We start from the raw sequence: 23,842 nt of genomic DNA, 5'->3' as shown, positions 1-23,842 counted from the left end.
CAACAACTACCGGCTACGCATGCTCCTCATCGGCGGAGGACTCGACACCCTCATCCCCACCTGAAGTACGAAGAGCCCCTTAAGGGCGCTCTTGAGGTGGCAGATCCACCGCTGACGGGTCTAGAGGTGTGAAGGATTCTTCCTTCTCGTGGACCGTTCCACGAGAAGGAAGAATCGTTCGTCCCCCCAACGCAAACGGCACCCAAGATTCTGCGTTCGCGCGTTCGAGGGCGAAGGCTTCTGCGTTCGCGACGGGATCCCGTAGCCAACGCAGCATCCTTCGAGTCCCAACGCACGAACGCAGATTCTTGCGTCCCACACGGGCCACTGCCCGAGAACCCAGCCCGACCCCCGCCCGGCCGCCCGGTCGAGGCCCTTTCGGAGACCAGGACGAGGACAAGCCGCACCAGCGCAGCCCCACCCGACCACGGAGCCACACCAGCGCAGCCCCACCCGAGCGGTGAACCACGCCAGCGCAGCCCCACCCAAGAGAGAAGCCCCCGACACACGCCCCGCCCCGCCCTACTCCCCCGGCGCGAGGAGCTCGGCGAGGTGGAGGGCTGGGACGTCGGCGAGGTCGTCGAGCTGGGTGCGGCAGGAGAAGCCGTCAGCGAGGACGACCGCGCCCTCGCCCATGGCGCGGACGGCGGGCATGAGCTGCTGCTCGGCGACGGCGACGGACACCTCGTAGTGGCCGCGCTCGACGCCGAAGTTGCCGGCGAGGCCGCAGCAGCCGGACAGCCGGGTGACGGTCGCGCCGGTCCGGCCGAGCACGTCGAGGTCGGCCTCGAAGCCGAGCACCGACGACTGGTGGCAGTGCGGCTGCACGACCACCTCCGTCCCGCTGAGGTCGGGGGGCTCCCAGCCGTCGGTGCGGGCGAGCAGCTCCGCGAGGGTGAACACCCCCTGCGCGACCTCGACCGCGCGCGGGTCGTCCGTCAGCTCCACCGCGTCGGAGCGGAGCACCGCGAGGCACGACGGCTCCAGGCCGACCACCGGCACCCCCTCGGCGACGTACTCGTGCAGCACGGCGACGGTGCGCTCCACGAGCGAGCGGGCGGTGTCGAGCTGGCCGGTCGTGATCCAGGTGAGTCCGCAGCAGGCCTGCTTCTGGACGACCTCCACCCGGTACCCGGCCGACTCGAGCAGCCGCACGGCGGCGTGGCCGCCGGACGTGGAGAAGTACTCGGTGAAGGAGTCGGCCCAGATCGCGACGCGGGGCCGGTCGGTGCGCCGCGCCGAGGCCTCGAGCGCCGGCCGGGCGGCGCGGCTGAACCGACGCGTCGCGAACGACGGCAGGCTGCGGCGCTGGTCGACGCCTGCGACCCAGCGCGCCACGTGGGCGAGACCCGGCACCCGGAGGGCCAGGTTGGCGAGCGCCGCGACGGGTGACGTCAGCCGTGCCCAGAACGGCAGCTTCCCGAGGACGTAGTGGCTGCGCGGCCGCACCCGGCCCCGGTAGGTCTGGTGCAGCACCTCGGACTTGTAGGTCGCCATGTCGATGCCCGTGGGGCAGTCGTTGAGGCAGCCCTTGCACGACAGGCAGAGGTCGAGCGCCTCATGCACCTCCGGCGCGCGGTAGCCGCCGGTCACCAGCCGCCCGTCGACCATCTCCTGCAGCACGCGCGCACGCCCGCGGGTGGAGTCCTTCTCGTCGCGGGTGGCCTGGAAGGAGGGGCACATGACGCCGTGCGACGCCTTGTTGTCGGCGAGGCACTTGCCGACGCCGGTGCAGCGGTGGACGGCCGCACCGAGGTCGCCGTCGTCGTGCAGCAGCCGCAGGCCCCGACGCGAGCCCTGCAGGCCCGGCGCCCATCCACGACCCTGCGTCCGCAGATCGGCGTCCAGCGCACGAACACCCGGCAGGGGTGCCGGGCCCCGGGCGGCGGACGGCAGAGCGCCGGGGTCGACGAGCACGCCGGGGTTGAGCAGGTTGTCGGGGTCGAGCACGTGCTTGACGCCGCGGAAGAGCGCGATCGCCTGCTCGGAGTACATGAGGGGCAGGAGCTCCGACCGGGCTCGACCGTCGCCGTGCTCGCCGGAGAACGAGCCGCCGTGCGTGGCGGTGAGCCGGGCGGCGTCCTCGATAAAGGCGCGGTACCCGGCCTGGCCGCCGGGCTCCGACAGCGGGAAGTCGATGCGCACGTGCACGCAGCCGTCGCCGAGGTGGCCGTACGGCTCTCCGTTCAGGCCGTGCTGCTGCAGGAGGGCGTCGAAGTCGCGCAGGTACTGCCCGACCCGCTCGGGCGGCACGGCCGCGTCCTCCCAGCCGGAGAGGGCCGGACGGTCCCAGATCCGTGACGCCAGACCCGCACCCTCCTCGCGGATGCGCCAGAACGCGGCCTGCTCGGCCACCGACGTCACGTGCCGGTGCGACAGCGAGGCGGAGTCCGCGACGACGCGCTCGGCCTGGGCCGCCAGCTCGGCAGGGTCGTCACCGGCGAGCTCGACGTAGAGGTAGCCGCCGCCGCGCGGGTACTCGGGCACGCCCGCCGTCCCCTTCGCGGCGCGGTACACCTCCACGATCCGCGCGCCGAGTCCCTCGCAGGCGATCGGACCGTGCGGCAGCATCGTGGGCACGTCGTCGCCGGCCTCGGCCATCGAGCCGTAGCCGAGCACCACGAGGTGCACGTGCTGCGGGGTCTGCACGAGGTCGACGGTGGCGCCGAGGAGCACGCCCAGCGTCCCCTCGGTGCCGGCCATGAACGAGGCGACATCGAAGCCGCGCTCGGGCAGCAAGTGCTCGAGGCTGTAGCCCGACACCTGGCGGCCGAAACGGCCGAGTTCGGTGCGCACGGTCGCCAGGTCGGACGCGACGACGTCGCGCAGCCGGTCGAGGGTCGGCGAGCTGGTGGCGACGTCGCGCCCGAGCGTGAGCCGCTCCCCCGTGCCGGTGACGACGTCGAGCGCGGCGACGTTGTCGGAGCTGCGGCCGTACCCGAGGGCGCGGTTGCCGCAGGCGTTGTTGCCGATCATCCCGCCGACCGTGCACCGGGTGTGCGTCGACGGGTCGGGGCCGAAGCGCAGCCCCTGCGGCGCGGCGACCTTCTGCAGCGCGGCGTGCACGATGCCGGGGTCGACCCGCGCGACGCGACGTTCGACGTCGATCTCGTGGACGCGGTTCAGGTGCTTGGCGAAGTCGACGACGATGCCGGTGCCCACCGCGTTGCCGGCGATGGAGGTGCCGGCGCCGCGGGAGGTGACGGGCACCCCGGTGGCACGCGACGCGTCGAGCACGGCGAGCACCTCCTCGACCGACCGCGGCCGGACCACGACCTGTGGCACGACGCGGTAGAGCGACGCGTCGGTGCTGTACAGCGCGCGGGTGGTGCTGGAGTCGTCGACGTCGGCGACCTCGCGGCGGCGGAGCTCGGCGACGACGTCGGCCGGGGAGGCGGCGACGCTGGGGCCGACCGTGTCGACGCTCACCAGAGCTCGAGGGACGCGTCGAGGATGCCGGCGACGTCGTCCTCGGTGACGTCGCGGGGCGCGGTGGCCAGGAGCCGCTGCTGCTTCATCGCGCCGTCGACGAGGGGGTCGAGGTCGTTGCTCCCGAAGCCGACGGCGGACAGCCCGGCGGGGATGCCGACGTCGCGCATGATCGAGGTGAGCACCTGCGGCAGCAGGTCCGCGGGGTCCGAGGGCATGCTCGCGTCGGGGTCCAGCAGACGCGCGGCGCGCACGTGGCGCTCGGGCGCGGCCTCGAAGGTGAACCGGAAGGCGGCGGGCGCGGTGAGCGACACGGCCATGCCGTGCGGCACCAGGCCGGCGTGCCCGGAGGCGCCGTCGTCGCCCGGGTACCCCTCGGGACGGAACTCGCGCACCTGGCCGGCGATCGGGTAGGCGTTCGCGTGCGGAATGTGCACGCCCGCGTTGCCGAAGCCGAGCCCCGCGAACGTGGCGGCGGTGGCCACCTCGGTGCGCGCATCGAGGTCGTCGCCGTGGCTGACCGCGCGCCGGAACGAGCCGGCCATCAGCGCGAGCGCGCGCTCCGACCAGACGTCGGAGATCGGGTTCGAGCCGCAGTAGGGCACCCGCTCACCCGCCTGCTTGGCCTCGTAGGAGGTGTAGGGGCGTGCGGTGTAGCTCTCGAGCGCGTGGCACAGGATGTCGAGTCCCGAGGCGGCCGTCACCGACGCGGGCTGGGTGAGGGTGAGCTCGGGGTCGACGACGGCCAGCACCGGACGCAGCCGAGGGTGCGAGATGCCGGTCTTGACGTGCTGGTCGACGACGTCGAGCACGCAGATGGTGGTGCTCTCGCTGCCGGTGCCGGTGGTCGTGGGCACGGCCACGAGCGGGAGGAGCGGCCGGCTCGGGGCACGGCCCTGACCGACCGGCGCGTTGACGTAGTCCATCAGCTCGCCGTCGTTGGTGAGCAGGAGCGCGACGGCCTTGGCGGTGTCGATGCTGCTGCCGCCGCCGACCGCCAGGACGGCGTCGACAGGCCCGGCGTCGCGGGCGAAGGCGACGGCCTCCTCGAGGCTGCCGTCGGTGGGCTCCACCCGAGCGCCGTCGAACACGACGACGTCGAGACCGTCGCCGGCCAGGCGGTCGGCGATCTCCGCCGGTCGCCCGGTGGCGGCGACTCCGGCGTCGGTGACGAGCAGCACGCGGCGGGCACCGAGCTCGGCGAGGTCGTGCCCGAGCTCGTGCCGGGCGCCGACGCCGAGCTTCAGGCGCGGTGCGCCGTACGTGAAGACGGTCTCGGGGTGGTGGGGGGCGAAGCCGGACATGCCGCTCCTGTCAGCTCGTTTCCAGACGTGTCGAGGACGTCGACGACAGTAGCATGCTACTGGCTGTCAGCGCCTGCGCTCGGGAGCGCCAGGCGCCGACGTCGACGGCGGGGTCGAGCTGGCGCGCGAGCAGCTCCGCGGTGTGCAGCAGGTGCTCGCTCATGAGCGCGGCCGCCCGACCCGCGTCCTGGTCGAGCACGGCCTGCACGACGGGCTCGTGCTCCTCGAGGATCTCCTGCGCCCCGCGGGAGCGGTGCAGGGTGACCGCGCCGCGCGCCTGGATCGAGGCCCGCAGGGCGAGCACCTCCTCGCCCAGCCTGCGGTTGCCGCTCGCCGCGTGCAGCACGGCGTGCAGCGCCCGGTCGTGCTCCTCGAAGGCGGTCTCGTCGTCGGCGGCCGCGTCGGCCGCCATGGCCAGCAGCAGCGCGCGCAGCTGGTCACGCTGCCGGTCGTCGGCGTGCAGCGCGGCGTAGGCGGTGGCGGGCACCTCGAGCAGCAGACGCAGCTCGAAGACCTCGAGCACGTCCTGCACGGTGACACCCCGCACCCGCACCCCGCGGTTGCGCTCGACGGCGACCAGCCCGGCGTCGGCGAGGCGCAGCACCGCCTCCCGGACCGGCGTGCGCGACGTCCCGAGCTCCTCCGCCAGCCGGTAGATCGAGTGCTGCGACCCGGGCTCGAGGCGACCGGTCAGGATGTCCTCGCGCAGCCGGGCGAAGACGCGCTCGGCAGCCGTCGTCCGTCCCGCCATCGCCGCGCCTCCTCGCCCCGTCGGACCCTCCGGTGCTCGCAACCTACCGCGCCCGGTGCCGCGCGACCTTGTCCGGCTGCGGCAGGATGGGGCCGATCGGTCCGACCGGCCCGGTCGACCGACCACCCCGGCCCGGGGACCGTACGACCTCCCCGAGGAGACCCATGAGACGGATCGCGACCCCGCTCCTGCTCGTCGGCGTGCTCGCACTGGGTGCCTGCGAGACGCGCACCCAGGCCGACCCACGCCCGAGCGCGGGTGCTTCGTCGTCGGCTGCCGGTGCGTCGGACGCGGACGTGACGGAGCACGAGTCGGGTCCGCAGTCCCCCATCATCTACGGCCTCGAGGTGCCGTCGGGCGCCACGCAGCTGGGGCCGCTCGTGCGCTACCGCAGCGCCGCGCTCATCGAGGCCTACCAGCCCGAGCTCGACGCCGCGGAGGCCGCGCAGCAGTCGGGCGAGGAGGACGGCGAGCTGCCCGAGGGGGTCGAGCCGACGCCGACCGAGACCACCACGCCGGCCACCCGTCCCAGCGACGACACCTTCTCGCTGATCGACGACGCCCCCCGCCCCGACGTCACGATCTCCCTGCTGCGTGTCGACGGCTCCCCGACGCAGGTGCTGCGCCGTCTGATCGCCCAGGTCAACGCCGTCATCCCCGACGCGAAGCTCGACGAGGACGACCTCTCGACGTACTGCCAGTCGCAGGACCGCCGGATCACGGGCTGCACGGTCGACGCCGAGGGCAAGACCGCCGACCAGCGCGACATCCGCATCACCATCACCGCCGACCCCGGCGACGTCACGACCCGCACCGGCTACCCGGCGGCGAAGAAGCGCCCGGTCATGACGGTGCGCGCGCAGTACGTCGGCGACCCGCGCAGCGGCCAGCTCGAGCCGCGAGCGTCGACGGCCCAGGTCCCCCGCGACGTCGAGGGTGAGGACACGTCGGGGCTCATCTGGCCGAGCATGGACGTGTCCGCACCGCGCGACTCGCCCCTGCTCGACGGTCGCTGGCGTGTGCCGGCCACCGGCACCCTGCTGCTGAGCGGCGAGCGGCCACGGTTCGCCGCCGTGGTCGCCGACCGCGTGCGCGAGGCCGACGCGATCGCGGAGGACTTCGCGTCGAGCGTCGGCACGCCGACGAAGGACGTGGTGGAGGACCTCAACGAGATCAGCACGACCTACACCGCTCGCGGCAAGGATGGCGGCGTGGCCCGGGCGACCTTCGTGCTGTCGGCGCGGGGCAGCTACGCGATGCTCTTCTACACGCCGCCGCGCTCCTGATCCTGCGGCCGAGCCGGGGCGCGCGGCGACGTCAGCGGTAGTCGCCGAGGTGCGTGAGCGCGTGCTGCACGGCGGGCAGGAGCTGCCGGACGCCGTCGTCGACCTCGTCGAGCGGCAGCCAGGTGGCCACGTCGGTGGTGCCGTCGACCTCCACGACGTGCGGGGTCGGCAGCGGCGAACCGGGCTCCACGCCCGCGACACGGACGGCGTAGAGCAGGTGGACGCCGTGGTAGTCCTCGAAGCGGTCGTCGCGCCCCGGGGCGACGGTGTGCACGTCGTGGACGTCGACGAGGCGCCGCTCCAGCACGGTCAGGCCGGTCTCCTCGTGCACCTCGCGCACCACGGCGTCGTGCGGTGACTCGCCGTGGTCGACGCCGCCGCCGGGAAGCGCCCACCAGCCGGCCGGGTAGCCGGCCGGGGAGACGCGGGTCAGCAGCAGCCGTGGGGTGCCGGTCTCGTCGTCGGCGACGACGACGCCGTAGGCGCCGAGGCGCTGCGTGCGGCGCGTCTCGCGGTGCTCGTTCATCGGGCTCCCTTCGGTGCGCTCCACTAGAGTCGGTGAACGATGAGTGCCCTCGACCCGCTGCCCGTGACGACCGCCGCTCCGAAGGAGCGCGTGGCCTATCTCGACAACGCACGGTACTGGGTGATGCTGCTCGTGGTGATCGGGCACTCCCTCACGCAGTTCGTCGCGATGGACTCCGCGCGCGGCGTGTACGTGTGGATCTACGCGTTCCACATGCCGTTCTTCATCCTCATCTCCGGCTACACGGCTCGCCGCTACATGGGCGACGCACGTCAGGTGCGCCGCATCGTCAGCACCCTGGTCGTGCCGTACCTGATCATCGAGATCTCGATGCAGATGATCACGCGCCACTACACGGGTGAGCCGGAGCCGTACAAGTTCCTGTCGCCGCAGTGGCTCGGCTGGTTCATGGCGGCGTTGTTCGTGTGGCGGCTGACCACCCCGATCTGGCGTGCGCTGCGCTACCCGATCACGACGTCGATCGCGATCTCGCTGCTCGTGGGCCTCATCGAGGTGCCGAACGTGCTGGCGCTGCCGAAGATCCTCGGCTTCCTGCCGTTCTACGTCATCGGCCTGCACATGAGCCGCGAGCGCTTCGAGCGGCTCGCGGACCCGCGCATCCGCATCGGCTCGGCGCTGCTGCTCGCCGGCAGCTTCGTGGTCTGCTACCTCTACTCCGCCGACTGGACGCTCGACTGGCTGCTGTGGAAGCAGCGCTACGACGAGGACCCGCTCGGCGCCTCGCCCCTGGAGGGCATCACGCAGCGTGCGGAGCTGCTCGTCATCGGCCTGGTGCTGACCTTCGCGGCGCTCTCGCTCGTCCCCCGACGCCGGTCCTGGACCACGCGCCTGGGTGGGCGCACCTTCTACTGCTACCTGCTGCACGGTTACGTCATCCTGCTGCTGCGGTACCAGTTCGACGTGTTCAGCTCCCTCGAGAAGTACGGCGCGCCCGCCGTGGTGCTGACGATGGTCGTGGCGACCGTCGTGGCGAACCTCCTGATGACGCAGCTCGTCGCCACGGTCTTCCGCCCCCTCTTCGAGCCCCGTCTCCGCTGGCTGTTCCGCCCCGACCCCGAGCCCAAGCCGGAGCCGGCCAAGACCCCCGCCCCCACCGCCTGAGGTCGGGCGTCGCCGGGGCCGGCCCGCAGCGACGCACGATGCTGCGTTCGCGCGCCCGGGGCCGAACGCTTCTGCGTTGGTGACGGGATCCCGTAGCGAACGCAGCATCTTCGGCCCTTACGCACCCGAACGCAGATTCTTGCGTCCGACGCGGCCCGCAGCCCGGACCCCGACCCAGCCCGCCCGCCAGCCGCCCGGTCGAGGCCCTTTCGGAGAACACCCCCAGCGCCCGCCGAGGCAGCGCACCAGCAAGCCCAGACCACCTGCGCCAGCGCACCGCCGAGGTCACGACGACCGCCCCCACGCACGACGACGGCCCCGGACCAACAGGTCCGGGGCCGTCGTGCGATCAGTCCGTCAGGGCTCGTACGACGTGAAGTCGTAGTCCTCGAGCTGGACGGCGGGGCCGTCGGGCGAGCCGAAGCCGTAGTCGTAGGACTCGTAGCCCGTGACGGCGTAGGCGGCCTGGCGGGCCTCCTCGGTGGGCTCGACCCGGATGTTGCGGTACCGGTCGAGACCGGTGCCCGCCGGGATGAGCTTGCCGATGATGATGTTCTCCTTCAGACCGCGCAGCGAGTCCGACTTGCCGTGGATGGCGGCGTCCGTGAGGACACGGGTCGTCTCCTGGAAGGAGGCGGCCGACAGCCACGACTCGACGGCCAGCGAGGCCTTCGTGATGCCCATGAGCACCGGACGGCCCGAGGCGGGGGTGCCGCCCTCGGCGACGACGCGTCGGTTCTCCGACTCGAACGTCGCCCGGTCCGCGAGGTCACCGGGGATCAGGTGCGAGTCGCCCTGCTCGATGACCGTCACCCGACGCAGCATCTGGCGCACGATGATCTCGATGTGCTTGTCGTGGATCGCCACGCCCTGGCTGCGGTAGACCTCCTGGACCTCGTCCACGAGGTGCTCCTGCGCCCGACGGACACCGAGGATGCGCAGGACCTCCTGCGGGTCCGGCGTGCCGTGCGTGAGCTGCTGGCCGACCTCGACGTGCGAGCCGTCCTCGACGAGCAGGCGCGAACGCTTGCTCACCGGGTACTCCTGCACCTCCGAGCCGTCGTCGGGGGTGACGACGAGCTTGCGCGTCTTGTCCGTGTCGTCGATCGCGACGCGACCGGCCGACTCGGTGATCGGCGCACGGCCCTTCGGCTGACGAGCCTCGAAGAGCTCCACCACGCGCGGCAGACCGTGCGTGATGTCGTCACCGGCCACACCACCGGTGTGGAAGGTACGCATCGTCAGCTGGGTGCCGGGCTCACCGATCGACTGGGCGGCGATGGTGCCGACCGCCTCGCCGATGTCGACGAGCTTGCCGGTGGCCAGCGAACGGCCGTAGCACTTGGCGCAGGTACCGGCCGCCGCCTCACAGGTGAGGACCGTGCGGACGCGGATGGTCTCCACGCCGGCCGAGACGAGCTGTCCGATCTCGACGTCGCCGAGGTCGCCGCCGGCCTCCACCAGCACCTCGCCCGTCTCCGGGTGGGTGATGTCGGTGGCCGCGCTGCGCGAGTACGCCGAGGTCTCGACGTTCTCCGCCGGCACGAAGGTGCCGTCGTCCAGGCGGGTCGCGATGACCTTCGGCAGACCACGCTCCGTGCCGCAGTCCTCCTCGCGGATGATGACGTCCTGGCTGACGTCGACGAGTCGACGCGTCAGGTAGCCGGAGTCGGCGGTGCGCAGGGCGGTGTCGGCCAGACCCTTGCGGGCACCGTGCGTCGCGATGAAGTACTCGACGACGCTGAGGCCCTCACGGAAGTTCGCCTTGATCGGGCGGGGGATGATCTCGCCCTTCGGGTTCGCCACGAGACCACGCATGGCCGCGATCTGGCGGACCTGCATCATGTTGCCTCGCGCACCCGAGTGGACCATCATCCAGATCGGGTTGTCGGCGTTGGCGGTGAACTTCTTCTCCATCTCGCCGGACACCTCGGCCGTGGCCTGCGTCCAGATCTCGATGAGCTCCTGGCGACGCTCGTCCTCGGTGATGAGACCGCGGTCGAACTGCTGCTGGACCTTCGCAGCCTGACCCTCGTACTTGGTGAGGATCTCCTGCTTGGACTCCGGCGTGACGACGTCCTCGATGGAGATGGTGACGCCCGAGCGCGTGGCCCAGTGGAAACCGGTCTCCTTGAGGTTGTCGAGCGCGACGCCCACGTCGATCTTGGAGTAGCGCTCGGCGAGGTCGTTGACGATGACCCCGAGCTCCTTCTTGCCGACCTGGTAGTTGACGTACGCGTAGTCGTCCGGAAGGGCCTGGTTGAAGATCGCGCGACCGAGGGTGGTCTCCTGCGACTCGACGGTGCCGTCGATGCCGGGGATGCGGATCCGCACCTTGCTCTGGAGCGTGATCTCCTTGCGGTCGAACGCCATGATCGCCTCGGCGACCGAGCTGAACGCACGACCCTCGCCCACGTGTCCCTCACGCTCGAGCGTGAGGAAGTACAGGCCGATGATCATGTCCTGCGTCGGCATGGTGACCGGACGGCCGTCGGACGGCTTCAGGATGTTGTTCGTGCTCAGCATGAGGATGCGGGCCTCGGCCTGCGCCTCGGCGCTCAACGGCAGGTGCACGGCCATCTGGTCACCGTCGAAGTCGGCGTTGAAGGCCGAGCAGACGAGCGGGTGGATCTGGATGGCCTTGCCCTCGATGAGCTGCGGCTCGAACGCCTGGATGCCCAGACGGTGCAGGGTGGGTGCACGGTTCAGCAGCACCGGGTGCTCGGTGATGACCTCCTCGAGCACGTCCCAGACCTCGGCGCGCACGCCACGCTCCACCATCCGCTTGGCGGACTTGATGTTCTGGGCGTGGTTGAGGTCGACCAGACGCTTCATGACGAACGGCTTGAACAGCTCGATCGCCATCTGCTTGGGCAGACCGCACTGGTGCAGCTTCAGCTGCGGGCCGACGACGATGACCGAACGGCCCGAGTAGTCGACGCGCTTGCCGAGCAGGTTCTGACGGAAACGACCCTGCTTGCCCTTGAGCATGTCCGAGATGGACTTGAGCGGACGGTTGCCCGGGCCCGTGACGGGACGGCCGCGACGGCCGTTGTCGAACAGCGAGTCGACGGCCTCCTGCAGCATCCGCTTCTCGTTGTTGACGATGATCTCGGGCGCGCCGAGGTCGAGCAGTCGCTTGAGGCGGTTGTTGCGGTTGATGACACGGCGGTACAGGTCGTTCAGGTCCGAGGTGGCGAAGCGGCCACCGTCGAGCTGGACCATGGGACGCAGCTCCGGCGGGATCACCGGCACGGCGTCGAGGACCATGCCCTCGGGGTGGTTGCTGCTGCCGAGGAACGCCGAGACGACCTTGAGGCGCTTGAGGGCGCGGGTCTTCTTCTGGCCCTTGCCGGTGGCGATGATCTCGCGCAGCGACTCCGCCTCGGCCTCGAGGTCGAAGGACTGCAGACGCTTCTGGATCGCGGCGGCGCCCATGTAGCCCTCGAAGTACGCACCGAAGCGGTACGTCATCTCGCGGTAGAGCATCTCGTCGCCCTCGAGGTCCTGGACTTTGAGGTTCTTGAAGCGGTCCCACACCTCGGTGAGCCGGTCGATCTCGCGCTGGATGCGGTCGCGGCGCTGCTTGGCCTCACGCTCGGCGGCGTCCTTGACCTTGCGCTTGGCGTCGGCCTTCGCACCCTCGTCCTCGAGGGCCTTGAGGTCCTCCTCGAGCTTCTGCAGGCGCTGGTTGACCTCGTCGTCGCGACGGGCCTCGAGCTGCTTGACCTCGAGGTCGATCTTGGACTCGAGCGAGGACAGGTCGCGGTGACGCGCCTCCTCGTCGACGTGCGTGATCATGTACGCCGCGAAGTAGATGACCTTCTCGAGGTCCTTCGGGGCGAGGTCGAGCAGGTAGCCGAGACGGCTGGGGACACCCTTGAAGTACCAGATGTGGGTGACCGGCGCAGCGAGCTCGATGTGGCCCATGCGCTCGCGACGCACCTTGGAGCGGGTCACCTCGACGCCGCAGCGCTCGCAGATGATGCCCTTGAAGCGGACGCGCTTGTACTTGCCGCAGTAGCACTCCCAGTCCCGGGTGGGACCGAAGATCTTCTCGCAGAAGAGGCCGTCACGCTCGGGCTTGAGCGTGCGGTAGTTGATCGTCTCCGGCTTCTTGACCTCGCCGTAGGACCATCCGCGGATGTCGTCGGCGGTCGCAAGACCGATCCGGATCTGATCGAAGAAGTTCACGTCGAGCACGGTGTCTTCTTTCCCTTACTTTTCGAAATTCAGTGGTGAGCGGGGAGTGAGGGTGGGGGCGCCGTCACGGCGACGGCGCCCCGCCGGCTCACACTTCTTCGACGCTGGAGGGCTCGCGACGCGACAGGTCGATGCCGAGCTCCTCGGCGGCGCGGAAGAGATCCTCCTCCGCGTCGCGCATCTCGACGGCGGACCCGTCGCTGGACAGCACCTCGACGTTGAGGCACAGCGACTGCATCTCCTTGACGAGCACCTTGAAGGACTCGGGGATGCCCGGCTCGGGCACATTCTCGCCCTTGACGATCGCCTCGTAGACCTTGACGCGGCCGACGATGTCGTCGGACTTGATCGTCAGGAGCTCCTGCAGCGCGTACGCGGCACCGTAGGCCTCGAGGGCCCAGACCTCCATCTCACCGAAGCGCTGGCCACCGAACTGGGCCTTACCGCCGAGCGGCTGCTGGGTGATCATCGAGTACGGACCGGTCGAGCGGGCGTGGATCTTGTCGTCGACCAGGTGGTGCAGCTTCAGCAGGTACATGTAACCGACGCTGATCGGGTCGGGGAACTGCTCGCCGGTACGACCGTCGAAGAGCACCGCCTTGCCGTCGGGGCCGACCATGCGGTCGCCGTCGCGGTTGGGCAGGGTCGAGGCGAGCAGGCCCTGGATCTCGTCCTCGCGGGCACCGTCGAAGACGGGCGTCGCGACGTTGGAGTTCGCCGGGGCGCGGTCGGCGCCGATGGAGCGCAGGCGGTCGGCCCACTCGTCCTTCAGGTCGCCGATGTCCCAGCCGGCCTTGGCCACCCACCCGAGGTGGGTCTCGAGCACCTGGCCGACGTTCATGCGGCCGGGCACGCCCAGCGGGTTCAGCACGATGTCGACGGCGGTGCCGTCCTCCAGGAACGGCATGTCCTCGATCGGCAGGATCTTGGAGATGACGCCCTTGTTGCCGTGACGGCCGGCGAGCTTGTCACCGTCGGAGATCTTGCGCTTCTGGGCCACGTAGACGCGGACCAGCTGGTTCACGCCGGGGCTGAGCTCGTCGCCGTCGGCCGCGTCGAACACGCGGACGCCGATGACCGTGCCGGACTCGCCGTGCGGGACCTTGAGCGACGTGTCGCGGACCTCGCGCGCCTTCTCGCCGAAGATGGCGCGCAGCAGGCGCTCCTCCGGCGTCAGCTCGGTCTCGCCCTTGGGCGTGACCTTGCCGACGAGGATGTCACCGTTGCCCACCTCGGCGCCGATGCGGATGATGCCGCGCTCGTCGAGATCGGCCAGCATCTCCTCGCTGACGTTCGGGATGTCGCGGGTGATCTCCTCCGGGCCCAGCTTGGTGTCGCGCGCGTCGACCTCGTGCTCCTCGATGTGGATCGAGGTGAGCAGGTCGTCCTGCACGACGCGCTGGCTGAGGATGATCGCGTCCTCGTAGTTGTGGCCCTGCCAGGGCATGAAGGCGACGAGCAGGTTGGTGCCCAGCGCCATCTCGCCCTCGTCGGTGCACGGACCGTCGGCCAGCGGGGTGCCGACCTCGACGCGCTGTCCCTCGGCGACGAGGGGGCGCTGGTTCGTGCAGGTGCCGTGGTTGGAGCGGCGGAACTTCGCGAGGCGGTACGTGGTGTACGTGCCCTCGTCCTCCATGATCTCGACCAGGTCGGCCGAGACCTCCTTGACCACACCGGCCTTCTTGGCGACGGTGACGTCGCCGGCGTCGACGGCGGCACGGAACTCCATGCCGGTGCCCACGAGCGGGGCGTCGTTGCGCACCAGCGGGACGGCCTGACGCTGCATGTTGGCGCCCATGAGCGCGCGGTTGGCGTCGTCGTGCTCGAGGAACGGGATGAGCGCGGTCGCCACGGAGACCATCTGGCGCGGCGAGACGTCCATGTAGTCGACCTCGGCGGCCGGGCGGAGCTCGGCCTCGCCGCCACGCTGGCGCACGAGCACCGCGTCGTCGACGAACGTGCCGTCCTCGGTGAGCGGGGAGTTCGCCTGGGCGACGATGAACCGGTCCTCGTCGGTGGCCGTGAGGTAGTCGATCTGCTCGGTCACCTTGCCGTCGACGACCTTGCGGTACGGCGACTCGATGAAGCCGAACGCGTTGATGCGACCGTAGGAGGCGAGCGAGCCGATCAGACCGATGTTCGGACCCTCAGGGGTCTCGATCGGGCACATGCGGCCGTAGTGCGACGGGTGCACGTCGCGGACCTCGTAGCCGGCGCGCTCACGCGACAGACCACCCGGGCCGAGCGCGTTGAGGCGGCGCTTGTGGGTCAGACCCGCGAGCGGGTTGTTCTGGTCCATGAACTGCGACAGCTGGCTGGTGCCGAAGAACTCCTTCAGCGCCGCCACGACCGGACGGATGTTGATGAGCGTCTGCGGCGTGATGGCCTCGACGTCCTGCGTGGTCATGCGCTCGCGCACGACCCGCTCCATGCGTGCCAGGCCGGTGCGCAGCTGGTTCTGGATCAGCTCGCCGACCGTGCGGATGCGACGGTTGCCGAAGTGGTCGATGTCGTCGGCCTCGACGAGGGTGGTGCCCGCGGGCATCTCCAGCTCGGTCTCGCCGGCGTGCAGCGCCACGACGTACTTGATGGTGGCGACGACGTCGTCGATGGTCAGCGTCTGCTGGTCGAACGCCTCGTCGGCGCCGAGCTTCTTGTTGACCTTGTGACGACCGACCTTGGCCAGGTCGTACCGCTTCGTGTTGAAGTAGTAGTTGTCGAGCAGGTTCTGGGCGGCCTCGCGCGACGGCGGCTCGCCCGGACGCAGCTTGCGGTAGATGTCGAGCAGCGCCTCGTCCTGGGTCTGGACGTTGTCCTTCTCCAGCGTCAGGCGGATCGACTCGTACTGGCCGAACTCCTCGAGGATCTGCGCCTCGGAGAAGCCGAGCGCCTTGAGCAGGACGGTGACGCTCTGCTTGCGCTTGCGGTCCAGACGGACGCCGACGAGGTCACGCTTGTCGACCTCGAACTCCAGCCACGCGCCGCGCGAGGGGATGACCTTGGCCGTGTAGATGTCCTTGTCCGACGTCTTGTCGGGCGTGCGCTCGAAGTAGACGCCGGGGCTGCGGACCAGCTGGCTGACGACGACGCGCTCGGTGCCGTTGATGACGAAGGTGCCCTTGGGCGTCATGAGCGGGAACTCGCCCATGAAGACCGTCTGGCTCTTGATCTCGCCGGTCTCGTTGTTCATGAACTCGGCGGTCACGAACAGCGGCGCGGCGTAGGTGACGTCGCGGTCCTTGCAGTCCTCGACCGAGTACTTCGGGGGCTCGAAGCGGTGGTCCCGGAACGACAGGCTCATCGTCTCGGAGAAGTCCTCGATCGGGGAGATCTCCTCGAAGATCTCCTCCAGACCGGACTTGGTGGAGACGTCGGTGCGGCCGGCAGCGAGGGCGTCCTCGACCTCGGCCTTCCACTTCTCGCTGCCGATCAGCCAGTCGAAGCTGTCGGTCTGCAGGGCCAGGAGCTCGGGAACCTCGAGCGGTTCGGAGATCTTGGCGAAGGAGATGCGGCGGGGTGCGTTGGTGGCACTGTTGTTCTGGGCAGGTGCGGCGACGGTGCGCGAGGCGGCCAAGAGGGGTCCTTCCAGAGGCTCGCAAGGGTGTCACGTGATGGACTTGTGCGCATGACTGACGCCCCCAGTCAAGGGGCAACGAGGGCGACGAGGCGGGCGCGAAGAATCAGTCTAGCCCTTCTGTCCACACGCGCGCAAGCCTGGTCCTTGACAACCAGCCTGAGATGGGCCAAAGTATTCGGCCGCTCCACACGGTGACCTCTCGTGAGCCCTGCAATGCCAGGCCTCACGCCGGTGCCCGTGCCTTGCTCGGTGTCTTCTTCGGTGCGGGACGGGGCGACGTCGAGCCGCCGACTCACGAGCTCCAGAGGGTGCGAGGCGCCGGTTCAGAGCGCCTTGATGTCGTCGACCAGCCAGCGTCCGTCGCGCTCGACCATGGTCATCTCGACCCGGTTGCCGAAGACCGTCGGCACCTCGGAGCCGTCGGCCAGGCGCGCCTGGTCGACGAACACGAGCACGGTGGCACGGTCCCGGCGGCAGTCGTCGCCGCACGACATCGCGGCGGAGTCGCGGGTGGTCGCCTTGACCTGGATCTTGCGCTGCGGCGCGAGGTCGCGCAGGGCCGGCGAGATGCTCTCGAAGTCCTTCGCGAACGACGACGTCATGACGTCGCTGGAGTCGTCGAGGTACTGCTGGATCCGGTCGTAGCGGTAGGTGAAGATCGTCTCCGCGGCGGAGGCCGCCGCCTCGGCGGCCTTGTCGTGGGCGGCGTCGACCCCGTGCGTCTCGCGCCAGTCCGCCACCCCGCGGTAGCCGAAGAACGCGCCGAAGACGACCGCCACCACGGCCACGGCGACCAGGACGATCCGTGCGGGGTCGAGGCGACGGCGGCCTCCGCCCGGACCCACCTCCGCGTCCGTGACGTCCGCTGCCGGCTCGTCGACGCCGGCTTCCTCGACCGGCGCCGACGCCGCGGCGGCGCCGGAGCCCGTGCGCGAGTCGCTGCGACGCCCCACCCGCGGGGCGACGCGCGGCGCGGCCGGGGTCGTGGGCGGTGCGGCGTCCTGCTCCTCGACGGTGGGCTCGTCGACCGGTGCCTGCTCGGGCTCGACCGGCACACCGGGGCGCGCGACCGGACGACGCACGACCTTCTTCGCCGGGACGGGCGGCCGCGCCGTGCCCGGCGTGGACTCCCCCGCGATCCGGCGGCGCTTCTTCGGTCCCTCGGGCGTGCTCACTGACCCTCCTGCGACGCGGACGGCGAGGTCGACGGCGACGGGCTGGCGTCGCCCGACCCGGGATCGGTGGACGCGTCGAGCGGCACCACCGTGTCGAACTGGCTGACCCGCCAGTCGCCGTCGGACTTGGACAGCGTGACCTTCCACCGGAAGCGACGCTGCACCGCGGCCTCGTCCGAGGACGTCGTGATCGACGCGTCGACGGCGACGATCGCGATCGCCGAGTCGTCGTCGAGCGAGTCGACCGCGACGGCGAGCACGTTGGCGTCGCCGCTCTTCTGGTCCTTGGACTCCAGCGCCCCGAAGACGGCGTTCGTCACGCGCACGAACTCCTTGTCGTACGCCGGCGTGAGCAGCGGCTTCATCCGCTTCTGGTAGCTGGCGAGGTCGGCGACGTCGTAGGTGTTGTAGGTGGTCGCGAAGTCGTTGACGCGCGCCACGACGGCGTCGCGCTCGGCGTCCTCGCCACCACCCGCGAACCGCGGCACGAGCAGCCCGGCCACCCCGACGAGCACGCCGAGGACGGCGATGACGACGAGGGGGGTGGAGCTCCTGCGCGCGGTCAGCGGATCGCCGGTCCGAGCAGCAGCCACGTCCACGAGTCCTTTCCGGAGGCGTCGGCCCCGGTTCCCACGGCGGCCCGGTCACGGTTGATCACGGTCTTGTCGGGTCCGCGCGGGACCTTGTCCTTGACGATACAGCCGGCGTCCACGTCGAACTGCATGTCGTAGATCTCGATCGGCTCGCGCCGCGGTCGCTGCCCGTTGTCGTCCTCGTCGCACGGCTTGGGGTTGCTCGTGTCGGCCGGGTTGCTCACCACCAGGCCGAAGCGCGCGTCCCACTCGCCCTCGGTGCTCTTGCTCGGTGCCACCACGCTGAACGTCCCCTCGAGGACGTAGGGGTAGATGATGGCGAGCGCCTTGAGACTCTTGGAGTTGCGGGCCAGCGGCTCGCTCGCGCTGCGCAGGTCGGCGAGGATCGTCCGCAGCTGCGCGGCGTTCTCGGCCACCGTGTCGTTGACGGTCTTGGCCGCCGACGGTCCCTCGTCGACCAGGCGCCGCAGGTCGCCGTCGGACTCGACGAGCGTGTCCGAGAGCAGCGCCAGGTTCTTCGCGAAGGTCTCGAGCTGCGGCTGCTTGTCGATCTGCGTCTGCAGGACGCCGGAGGAGCTGCGGATGAGCCGCTGCGTCACGCCGAGGTTCTCCTGCGCCGCGGTGATGAACTCCGAGGACGTGTCGAGGATGCGCTCGAGGTCCGGCCCCGTGCCCTCGAACGCGGTGCCGAGCTCGTCGACGACGGTCTTCAGGTTGCGGGTGTCGATGCTGGAGACGAGGGAGTTCAGGTTGAGCAGCAGGGTCGTGGTGTCGATCGGGATCCGTGTGTCCGAGCGCGGGATGGTCGTGCCCGCCTTCAGGTACGGCGCCTCGTTGGTGCGCGGGGAGAGGTCGACGTACTGCTCGCCGATGGCCGACTTGTTGGCCACGGTGGCCACGACGTCGGAGGAGATCTTCGGCGCGCTCTTGTCGATGTCGAGCACGACGTTCACGCCGTCCTCGGTGAACTTCAGCTGCTTGACCTTGCCGACCGCGATGCCGCGGTAGGTCACCTCGGCCCCGGCGAAGATGCCGCCGGAGTCGGCGAAGTCGGCCGTGACGGGGAACGTCCGGTCGACGAACAGCCGGTCGAGCTGGGCGTACTTGCCGCCGACGAACGTCGCGCCGACGGCCACGATGATCGCGAAGATCACCAGCTGGATCTTGGTCAGGCGAGTGATCATCGCTGCACCACCGGTCCGAGCACCAGCCGCGCGACGTCCTCGGTCTGCGTGGCCATCAGCTCACTCGTCGTCGTCACCCGGCAGCTGCCGAGCAGGGAACAGATGCCGCCACCGCCACCGGAGGAGGACCCACCGCGGGAGGAGGCGGACGCCGAGGGGGACGGGCTGGCGGCCGGCGAGGGCTGCGAGCCCGAGCTGCCGGAGGTGCCCGGCAGCGACGGCAGGCCCGTGTCGCCCTGGCTGGTCAGGCCCTCGACGAGCTCGACGAGCTGGTTGGCCGGAGCACCGGCCGCGCCGGACCCCGATCCGCCCGAGGTGGGCGCCGAGGAGCCGGTCGCCCTCGCCGAGCCCAGCGTGTTGCCCAGCGACAGCAGGCCCTTCAGGAGGTTCGTGAGCTGGCCCGTGTTGAGCGACAGGTTGATGTCGAGGTTCATGTAGTCGCCGTAGCAGGCGCCCTCGGCGACCTGTTTGCGCAGCAGGGCCTTGTTCTGCGTGGCCGGGACGGCAGGGTCGTAGGCGGTGCAGGGGCTGCTGGCACGCGCCGGCGAGCCGCCGGCGATCGCGTCGGTGAACGGGTAGGTGAAGATCAGCTGGCTCGCCGTGGCGAGGTCGTCGCCGGCGTTCGCGAGCTCGCGCAGCGTCGGCTCGAGGTCGCGGAGCACGGCCAGCGTGTCGTTTTTCGAGCGTCGGATGACGCCGGTGGCGGTGTCGCTCAGCCGGTCCAGCGACTGCAGCAGGCCGACCAGGTCGTCGCGCTGCGCGTCGAGCGTGCGCAGCGCCTCCGGCAGCTCGTCGAGCGCCTGGGTGATCGCACCCTCCTGCGCCTTGGTCGCCTTGGCGAGGTTGTCGACCTTCTCCAGGGCGGTCAGGATCTCGCCCTTGTTCTCGTCCAGCTGGCCGATGAAGGTCGTGGTGCTCTGCAGCAGCTGCTTGACCTCAGGCTCGTTGCCGTCGAGGGTCTTGTTGAGCTCCTTGACGATCGTGTTCGTCTTCTCGAGGCCGCCGCCGTTGAACAGCAGCGACGCCGCGCCGAGCACCTCCTCGATGTCGGGGTTGCGCCCCGAGCGGTCGAGCGGGATGCGGTCGCCGTTGCCGAGCGTGCCCTCCCCGCCCGTGGACGGCGGCGCCAGCGACACGAACTTCTCGCCCAGCAGGCTGGTCTGACGGATCTGCGCCTCGGCGTTGTCCGGCAGCTTCACGTCGCGGTTGATCTCCAGGGTGGCCGTGGCCGTCCACCCGTCGAGCCGGATCTTGGTGACCTTGCCGACCGCGATGTCGTTGACCCGCACGGCGCTCTGCGGCACGAGGTCGAGCACGTCGCGGAACTGGACGGTGACGGTGTAGGGGTCGGACCCGAGGTCCGCACCACCGGGCAGCGGCAGCTCGTAGGGCGAGAAGCCGCAGCCCGACAGGAGCACGGCGCTCCCGGCGGTCACAGCGGCGGCCCGCAGGCCGCGTCGGCGCACGCTCATCGCTCCACCCCCAGCATCTGCGACAGCGACGTGTCGGTGCGGTCCGGCGACGGCGCATTGGCCACGGCGGCGCGCGGCAGCGGCAGTCCGCCGGTGATCGGCTTGAGGAGATCGTCGAGGACCCCGCCGAGGACGTCGCACGGCTCCTTGACGTCGATCGGCAGGTTCTCGCTGATGTTGCAGAGCAGGTCGCCCGGGTCCTCCACGGCCCCCAGCAGCAGCTGCAGCACGTCGGCGTGGTTGTCGAGCGTGCCCGTGTTGCCGTTGTAGGCGAGCGCGACGTTCGACAGGGCCGTCGGGGCGCTCACGGTGAACTCCTCGAGGTCCTTCTGGTGGTCGCCCAGCACGCGCGCGACCGTCGACAGCTGCTTGACGTTGCCCCGCAGCTCCGAGCGGTTCTCGCGCACCAGGCGGCGGACCTCGACGAGCGCGTCGCCGAGCGCCTTGATGGTGGCCTGCAGGTCCTCTCGCTCGCCGGCCAGGACGGTCGAGACCTGGGCGGTGCTGTCGAAGAAGTCGCGGACCGACTGGTCGTTGGTCTGCAGCAGCTGGACGAACTGGTCGACCTCGCGCATGCTGCCGAACAGCTCGTCCTTGTTGTCGGAGAGCGTCTGGCTGAGCTTGCCGAAGTTGCGCAGTGTCTCGTTGACCTGGGCGCCCTGGCCGTCGAGCTGCTTCGCCGTGTCGCGGACGAGGTCGCTGACGGCGCCGTTGCGGTTGGCGCCGTCAGGCCCGAGTGCCACCGAGAGGTCGTCGAGGGACTTGTAGACCTGGTCGAGCTCGACCGGGACCGCCGTGCGGCTCACGCCGAGCCGCGCGCCGTCCTTGAGCACCGCTCCCCCGTCGTAGGCCGGGGCGAGCTGGACGAACCGGTCACCGACGATCGACGGGGAGACGACGACGGCCTTCACGTCGTCGGGCAGCTTGACCGAGGCGTCGTAGGAGATCGTCGCGCGCACCGTCTTGCCGCGGGGCACGAGCCGGTCGACGGTGCCGACGGCCACGCCGAGGATCCGCACGTCCGACCCCTCGTACAGCGAGTTGGTCTGCGTGAAGTCGACGGTGATCGTCTTCTTCGCGTCGCGCTGGCCGAAGACGACCACGAGACCGACGACGAGCACGAGGGCGACGAGCACCGTGAGGATGCGTGCCGCACCGGCGAGCCTGCTCATCCTGCGCCTCCGATCTTGATGTACGTGTCGAACCACGGGCCGTTGCCGAGCGCGTTGGCGAAGACCCGCAGGAAGCCGGGCATCACGGTGAGCGCGCGGTCGAGGCTCTGCTCGTTGCGGGCCAGCATGGTGGTGACGGTGCGCAGCTGGCGCAGCGCGGGCTGCAGGTCGGCCTCCGTGTCCTTGACCAGGCCGGTCAGCTGCGCGGAGATCTCCTGCGTCGAGACGAGGAGGCGGTGGATGGCCTCGCGGCGGGCGCTGATCGCATCGAACAGCACCGAGGAGTCCTTGACGAGCGCCACGAGCTGGTCGTCGCGGGCGTTGATGACGCCGGTGACCTTCTTGAGGTTCTTCAGCAGCGTGTTGATCTGCTGGTCGCGCGCCGCGAGGTTGCGGGAGAGGTCGGAGACGCCACGGATGGCGCCCCGGAACTCCTCCGGCGTCTGCGCGGCGACGTCGGAGAGGGTCTCCAGCGCCTGCGAGATCTGGTCGACGTCGAGCGCCTCGGTGGTGGTGCTGAGGTCGGAGAACGCCTGCACGACGTCGTAGGGCGGCGTGGTGCGCGACTCCGGGATCGTGCCGCCCTTCTCGAGGCGACCCGCGCCCGACGGCTGCAGCGCGAGGAACTGCGCGCCGAGCAGCGTGCGGATGCGGATCTCGGCCCCGGTGTCGCGGCCGAGGCGCGTGCCCTTGTCGACCTTGAACGTCACCTTGACCTTGTTGCCCTCGAGCTCGATGTCGCGGACCTTGCCGACGGGGACGCCCGCGACGCGGACCTCGTTGCCGGACTTCAGGCCGCCGATCTCGGAGAACTCGGCGTGGTAGGTGTCGCCGGCGCCGATGATCGGCAGCCGGTCGGCGCGGAAGGCGGCCACCAGCAGCATGGCGATCACGGCGAAGCCGATGAAGCCGATGATGACGGGGTTGCGCTCGCGGAACGGCTTCATGACGCGGCCTTCCCGTACTCGTTGCCGCCGGTGCGGCAGCGGTCGCCACCGGCCTTGAGCGAGCCGAGCTGCTTCACGAGACCGTCGAGCAGGCCGTCGAGCGGCGTGCCGGTGAGCTGGCTGACGTCGACGTTGAGCTCGCAGACGTAGAAGTTGAACAGGCTGCCGTTGGACGCCAGGTTGCCGAGCTTCTCCATCTTGATCGGCAGGATCTGCAGCGCCGACTCGAGGGTGTCGAGGTTGCGCTTCTTCGACAGGTTGCCGGTCAGGCGACGCAGCTGCGTGACGTCGGCCGTGAGGTCGGGGCGGCCCTCGACGAGCAGGTTCGAGGTCTCCGTCGTGAGGTCGGAGATGGAGTCCAGCGACCCGAGGATGGCCTGACGGTCGCCCTTGAGCCCGGTGATGAACTGCTGCAGCGTGTCGATCGTGGCCGTCAGCTGCTGGTCGCGGCTGCCGATCGTGTCGAGCACGTCCGAGAGGTTCACGACGACGTCGCCGATCAGCTGGTCACGGTCGGCGAGCGTGCTGGTGAGCGAGGCCGTGCGGGCCAGCAGGTTCTGGACGTTCCCGGACTCGCCCTGCAGGGTCTGCACGATCTCGAAGGCGAACTTGTTGGTGTCCTCCGGCGAGAGCGCCTGGAACACCGGCTTGAACCCGTTGAGCAGCACGTTGAGGTCGAGCGCCTCCTCCGTGCGGTCCTGCGGGATCGTCGACCCGGGCGCGAGCCGCGAGGTGTCGCCGTCGCCGCCCTGGAACAGCGCCAGGTAGCGCTGGCCGACGAGGTTGCGGAAGCGCAGCTGGGCGATCGTGTCCTTCGTCAGCGGCGTGGTCGAGCGCACCGAGAAGGTGACGATGGCCTCGTCGGTGTCGTGGATCTTCACCGACTTGATCGAGCCCACCGAGACACCGGCGATGCGCACGTCGTCGCCCTTCGCGACGCCGGTGACGTCGGAGAACACGGCCTTGTACTCGTTGCTGGCACCGAGGCTGCCGTTGCTCAGCGTGAGCATGAGCATGGCGGTGGCGGTGCCGGTGACGACGAAGAACACCGCGAGCTTGACGATCGCGCTGATCGACTCCTTGTCGAGCATCCTGCTCATC

At 70.3% G+C, this 23,842-nt stretch carries 15 protein-coding genes; 2 read left to right on the top strand and 13 right to left on the bottom strand.

The window, feature by feature from the left end; translation table 11 throughout:
- Positions 1-522 precede the first annotated feature (522 nt).
- The 3 genes from AC3WRM_RS09670 to AC3WRM_RS09660 are packed head-to-tail and all read right to left on the bottom strand — an operon-like array spanning position 523 to position 5,484.
- On the bottom strand, positions 523-3,429 hold the full coding sequence (locus tag AC3WRM_RS09670) for an FAD-binding and (Fe-S)-binding domain-containing protein (RefSeq protein WP_492247996.1): 2,907 nt from the start codon (positions 3,427-3,429) through the stop codon (positions 523-525).
- Positions 3,426-4,733 carry a hydroxyacid-oxoacid transhydrogenase gene (locus AC3WRM_RS09665; RefSeq protein ID WP_492247997.1) on the bottom strand — a complete coding sequence of 436 codons (1,308 nt, stop codon included), beginning with the start codon at positions 4,731-4,733 and terminating at the stop codon, positions 3,426-3,428. The genes AC3WRM_RS09670 and AC3WRM_RS09665 overlap by 4 nt, the downstream gene beginning before the upstream one ends.
- Positions 4,734-4,743: 10 nt before the next feature.
- Positions 4,744-5,484, bottom strand: a complete 741-nt coding sequence (locus AC3WRM_RS09660) for a GntR family transcriptional regulator (protein ID WP_492247998.1) — start codon at positions 5,482-5,484, stop codon at positions 4,744-4,746.
- A gap of 164 nt (positions 5,485-5,648) precedes the next feature.
- Between AC3WRM_RS09660 and AC3WRM_RS09655 the strand changes: the two genes are divergently transcribed.
- A complete protein-coding gene (locus AC3WRM_RS09655; RefSeq protein ID WP_492247999.1) occupies positions 5,649-6,770 on the top strand; it encodes a hypothetical protein in 1,122 nt (373 codons plus the stop codon).
- A gap of 31 nt (positions 6,771-6,801) precedes the next feature.
- Here AC3WRM_RS09655 and AC3WRM_RS09650 read toward each other — a convergent pair whose 3' ends face one another.
- Positions 6,802-7,296 carry an NUDIX domain-containing protein gene (locus AC3WRM_RS09650; protein ID WP_492248000.1) on the bottom strand — a complete coding sequence of 165 codons (495 nt, stop codon included), beginning with the start codon at positions 7,294-7,296 and terminating at the stop codon, positions 6,802-6,804.
- 39 nt (positions 7,297-7,335) lie between these two features.
- Here AC3WRM_RS09650 and AC3WRM_RS09645 point away from each other — a divergent pair, with 39 nt between their 5' ends.
- Positions 7,336-8,418, top strand: coding sequence for an acyltransferase family protein (locus AC3WRM_RS09645; RefSeq protein ID WP_492248001.1), 1,083 nt, complete (start codon positions 7,336-7,338; stop codon positions 8,416-8,418).
- A 357-nt stretch (positions 8,419-8,775) separates the two neighbouring features.
- Here the strand turns inward: AC3WRM_RS09645 and AC3WRM_RS09640 are convergent, their stop codons facing one another.
- From AC3WRM_RS09640 to AC3WRM_RS09600, 9 genes are all read right to left on the bottom strand, one after another.
- Positions 8,776-12,621, bottom strand: coding sequence for a DNA-directed RNA polymerase subunit beta' (locus AC3WRM_RS09640; protein ID WP_492248002.1), 3,846 nt, complete (start codon positions 12,619-12,621; stop codon positions 8,776-8,778).
- Positions 12,622-12,709: 88 nt separating this feature from the next.
- Complete coding sequence (gene rpoB, locus AC3WRM_RS09635; protein WP_492248003.1) at positions 12,710-16,195, bottom strand: DNA-directed RNA polymerase subunit beta; 3,486 nt, start codon at positions 16,193-16,195, stop codon at positions 12,710-12,712.
- A gap of 326 nt (positions 16,196-16,521) precedes the next feature.
- Positions 16,522-17,373 carry a hypothetical protein gene (locus AC3WRM_RS09630; RefSeq protein ID WP_492248004.1) on the bottom strand — a complete coding sequence of 284 codons (852 nt, stop codon included), beginning with the start codon at positions 17,371-17,373 and terminating at the stop codon, positions 16,522-16,524.
- Positions 17,370-17,966, bottom strand: coding sequence for an Rv1363c family protein (locus AC3WRM_RS09625; RefSeq protein WP_492248005.1), 597 nt, complete (start codon positions 17,964-17,966; stop codon positions 17,370-17,372). The genes AC3WRM_RS09630 and AC3WRM_RS09625 overlap by 4 nt, the downstream gene beginning before the upstream one ends.
- A complete protein-coding gene (locus AC3WRM_RS09620; protein WP_492248006.1) occupies positions 17,936-19,150 on the bottom strand; it encodes an MCE family protein in 1,215 nt (404 codons plus the stop codon). The genes AC3WRM_RS09625 and AC3WRM_RS09620 overlap by 31 nt, the downstream gene beginning before the upstream one ends.
- Entirely contained in the window at positions 19,147-20,622 is a 1,476-nt protein-coding gene (locus AC3WRM_RS09615; protein ID WP_492248007.1) for an MCE family protein, read from the bottom strand. The genes AC3WRM_RS09620 and AC3WRM_RS09615 overlap by 4 nt, the downstream gene beginning before the upstream one ends.
- The gene (locus tag AC3WRM_RS09610; protein WP_492248008.1) at positions 20,619-21,794 is read right to left on the bottom strand and encodes an MCE family protein; all 1,176 of its coding nucleotides are present in this window, start codon (positions 21,792-21,794) and stop codon (positions 20,619-20,621) included. Before AC3WRM_RS09610 ends, AC3WRM_RS09615 begins: the two co-directional genes overlap by 4 nt.
- On the bottom strand, positions 21,791-22,741 hold the full coding sequence (locus AC3WRM_RS09605) for an MCE family protein (RefSeq protein WP_492248009.1): 951 nt from the start codon (positions 22,739-22,741) through the stop codon (positions 21,791-21,793). The genes AC3WRM_RS09610 and AC3WRM_RS09605 overlap by 4 nt, the downstream gene beginning before the upstream one ends.
- Positions 22,738-23,841, bottom strand: coding sequence for an MCE family protein (locus AC3WRM_RS09600; RefSeq protein ID WP_492248010.1), 1,104 nt, complete (start codon positions 23,839-23,841; stop codon positions 22,738-22,740). Before AC3WRM_RS09600 ends, AC3WRM_RS09605 begins: the two co-directional genes overlap by 4 nt.
- Between the last annotated feature and the right edge of the window lies 1 nt (position 23,842).

The sequence above is a fragment of the Aeromicrobium sp. EU05-FHT14F07 genome, assembly GCF_058790455.1.
Note: the sequence above shows the minus strand (reverse complement) of the source record. Positions and strands in the feature narration are given on the sequence as shown.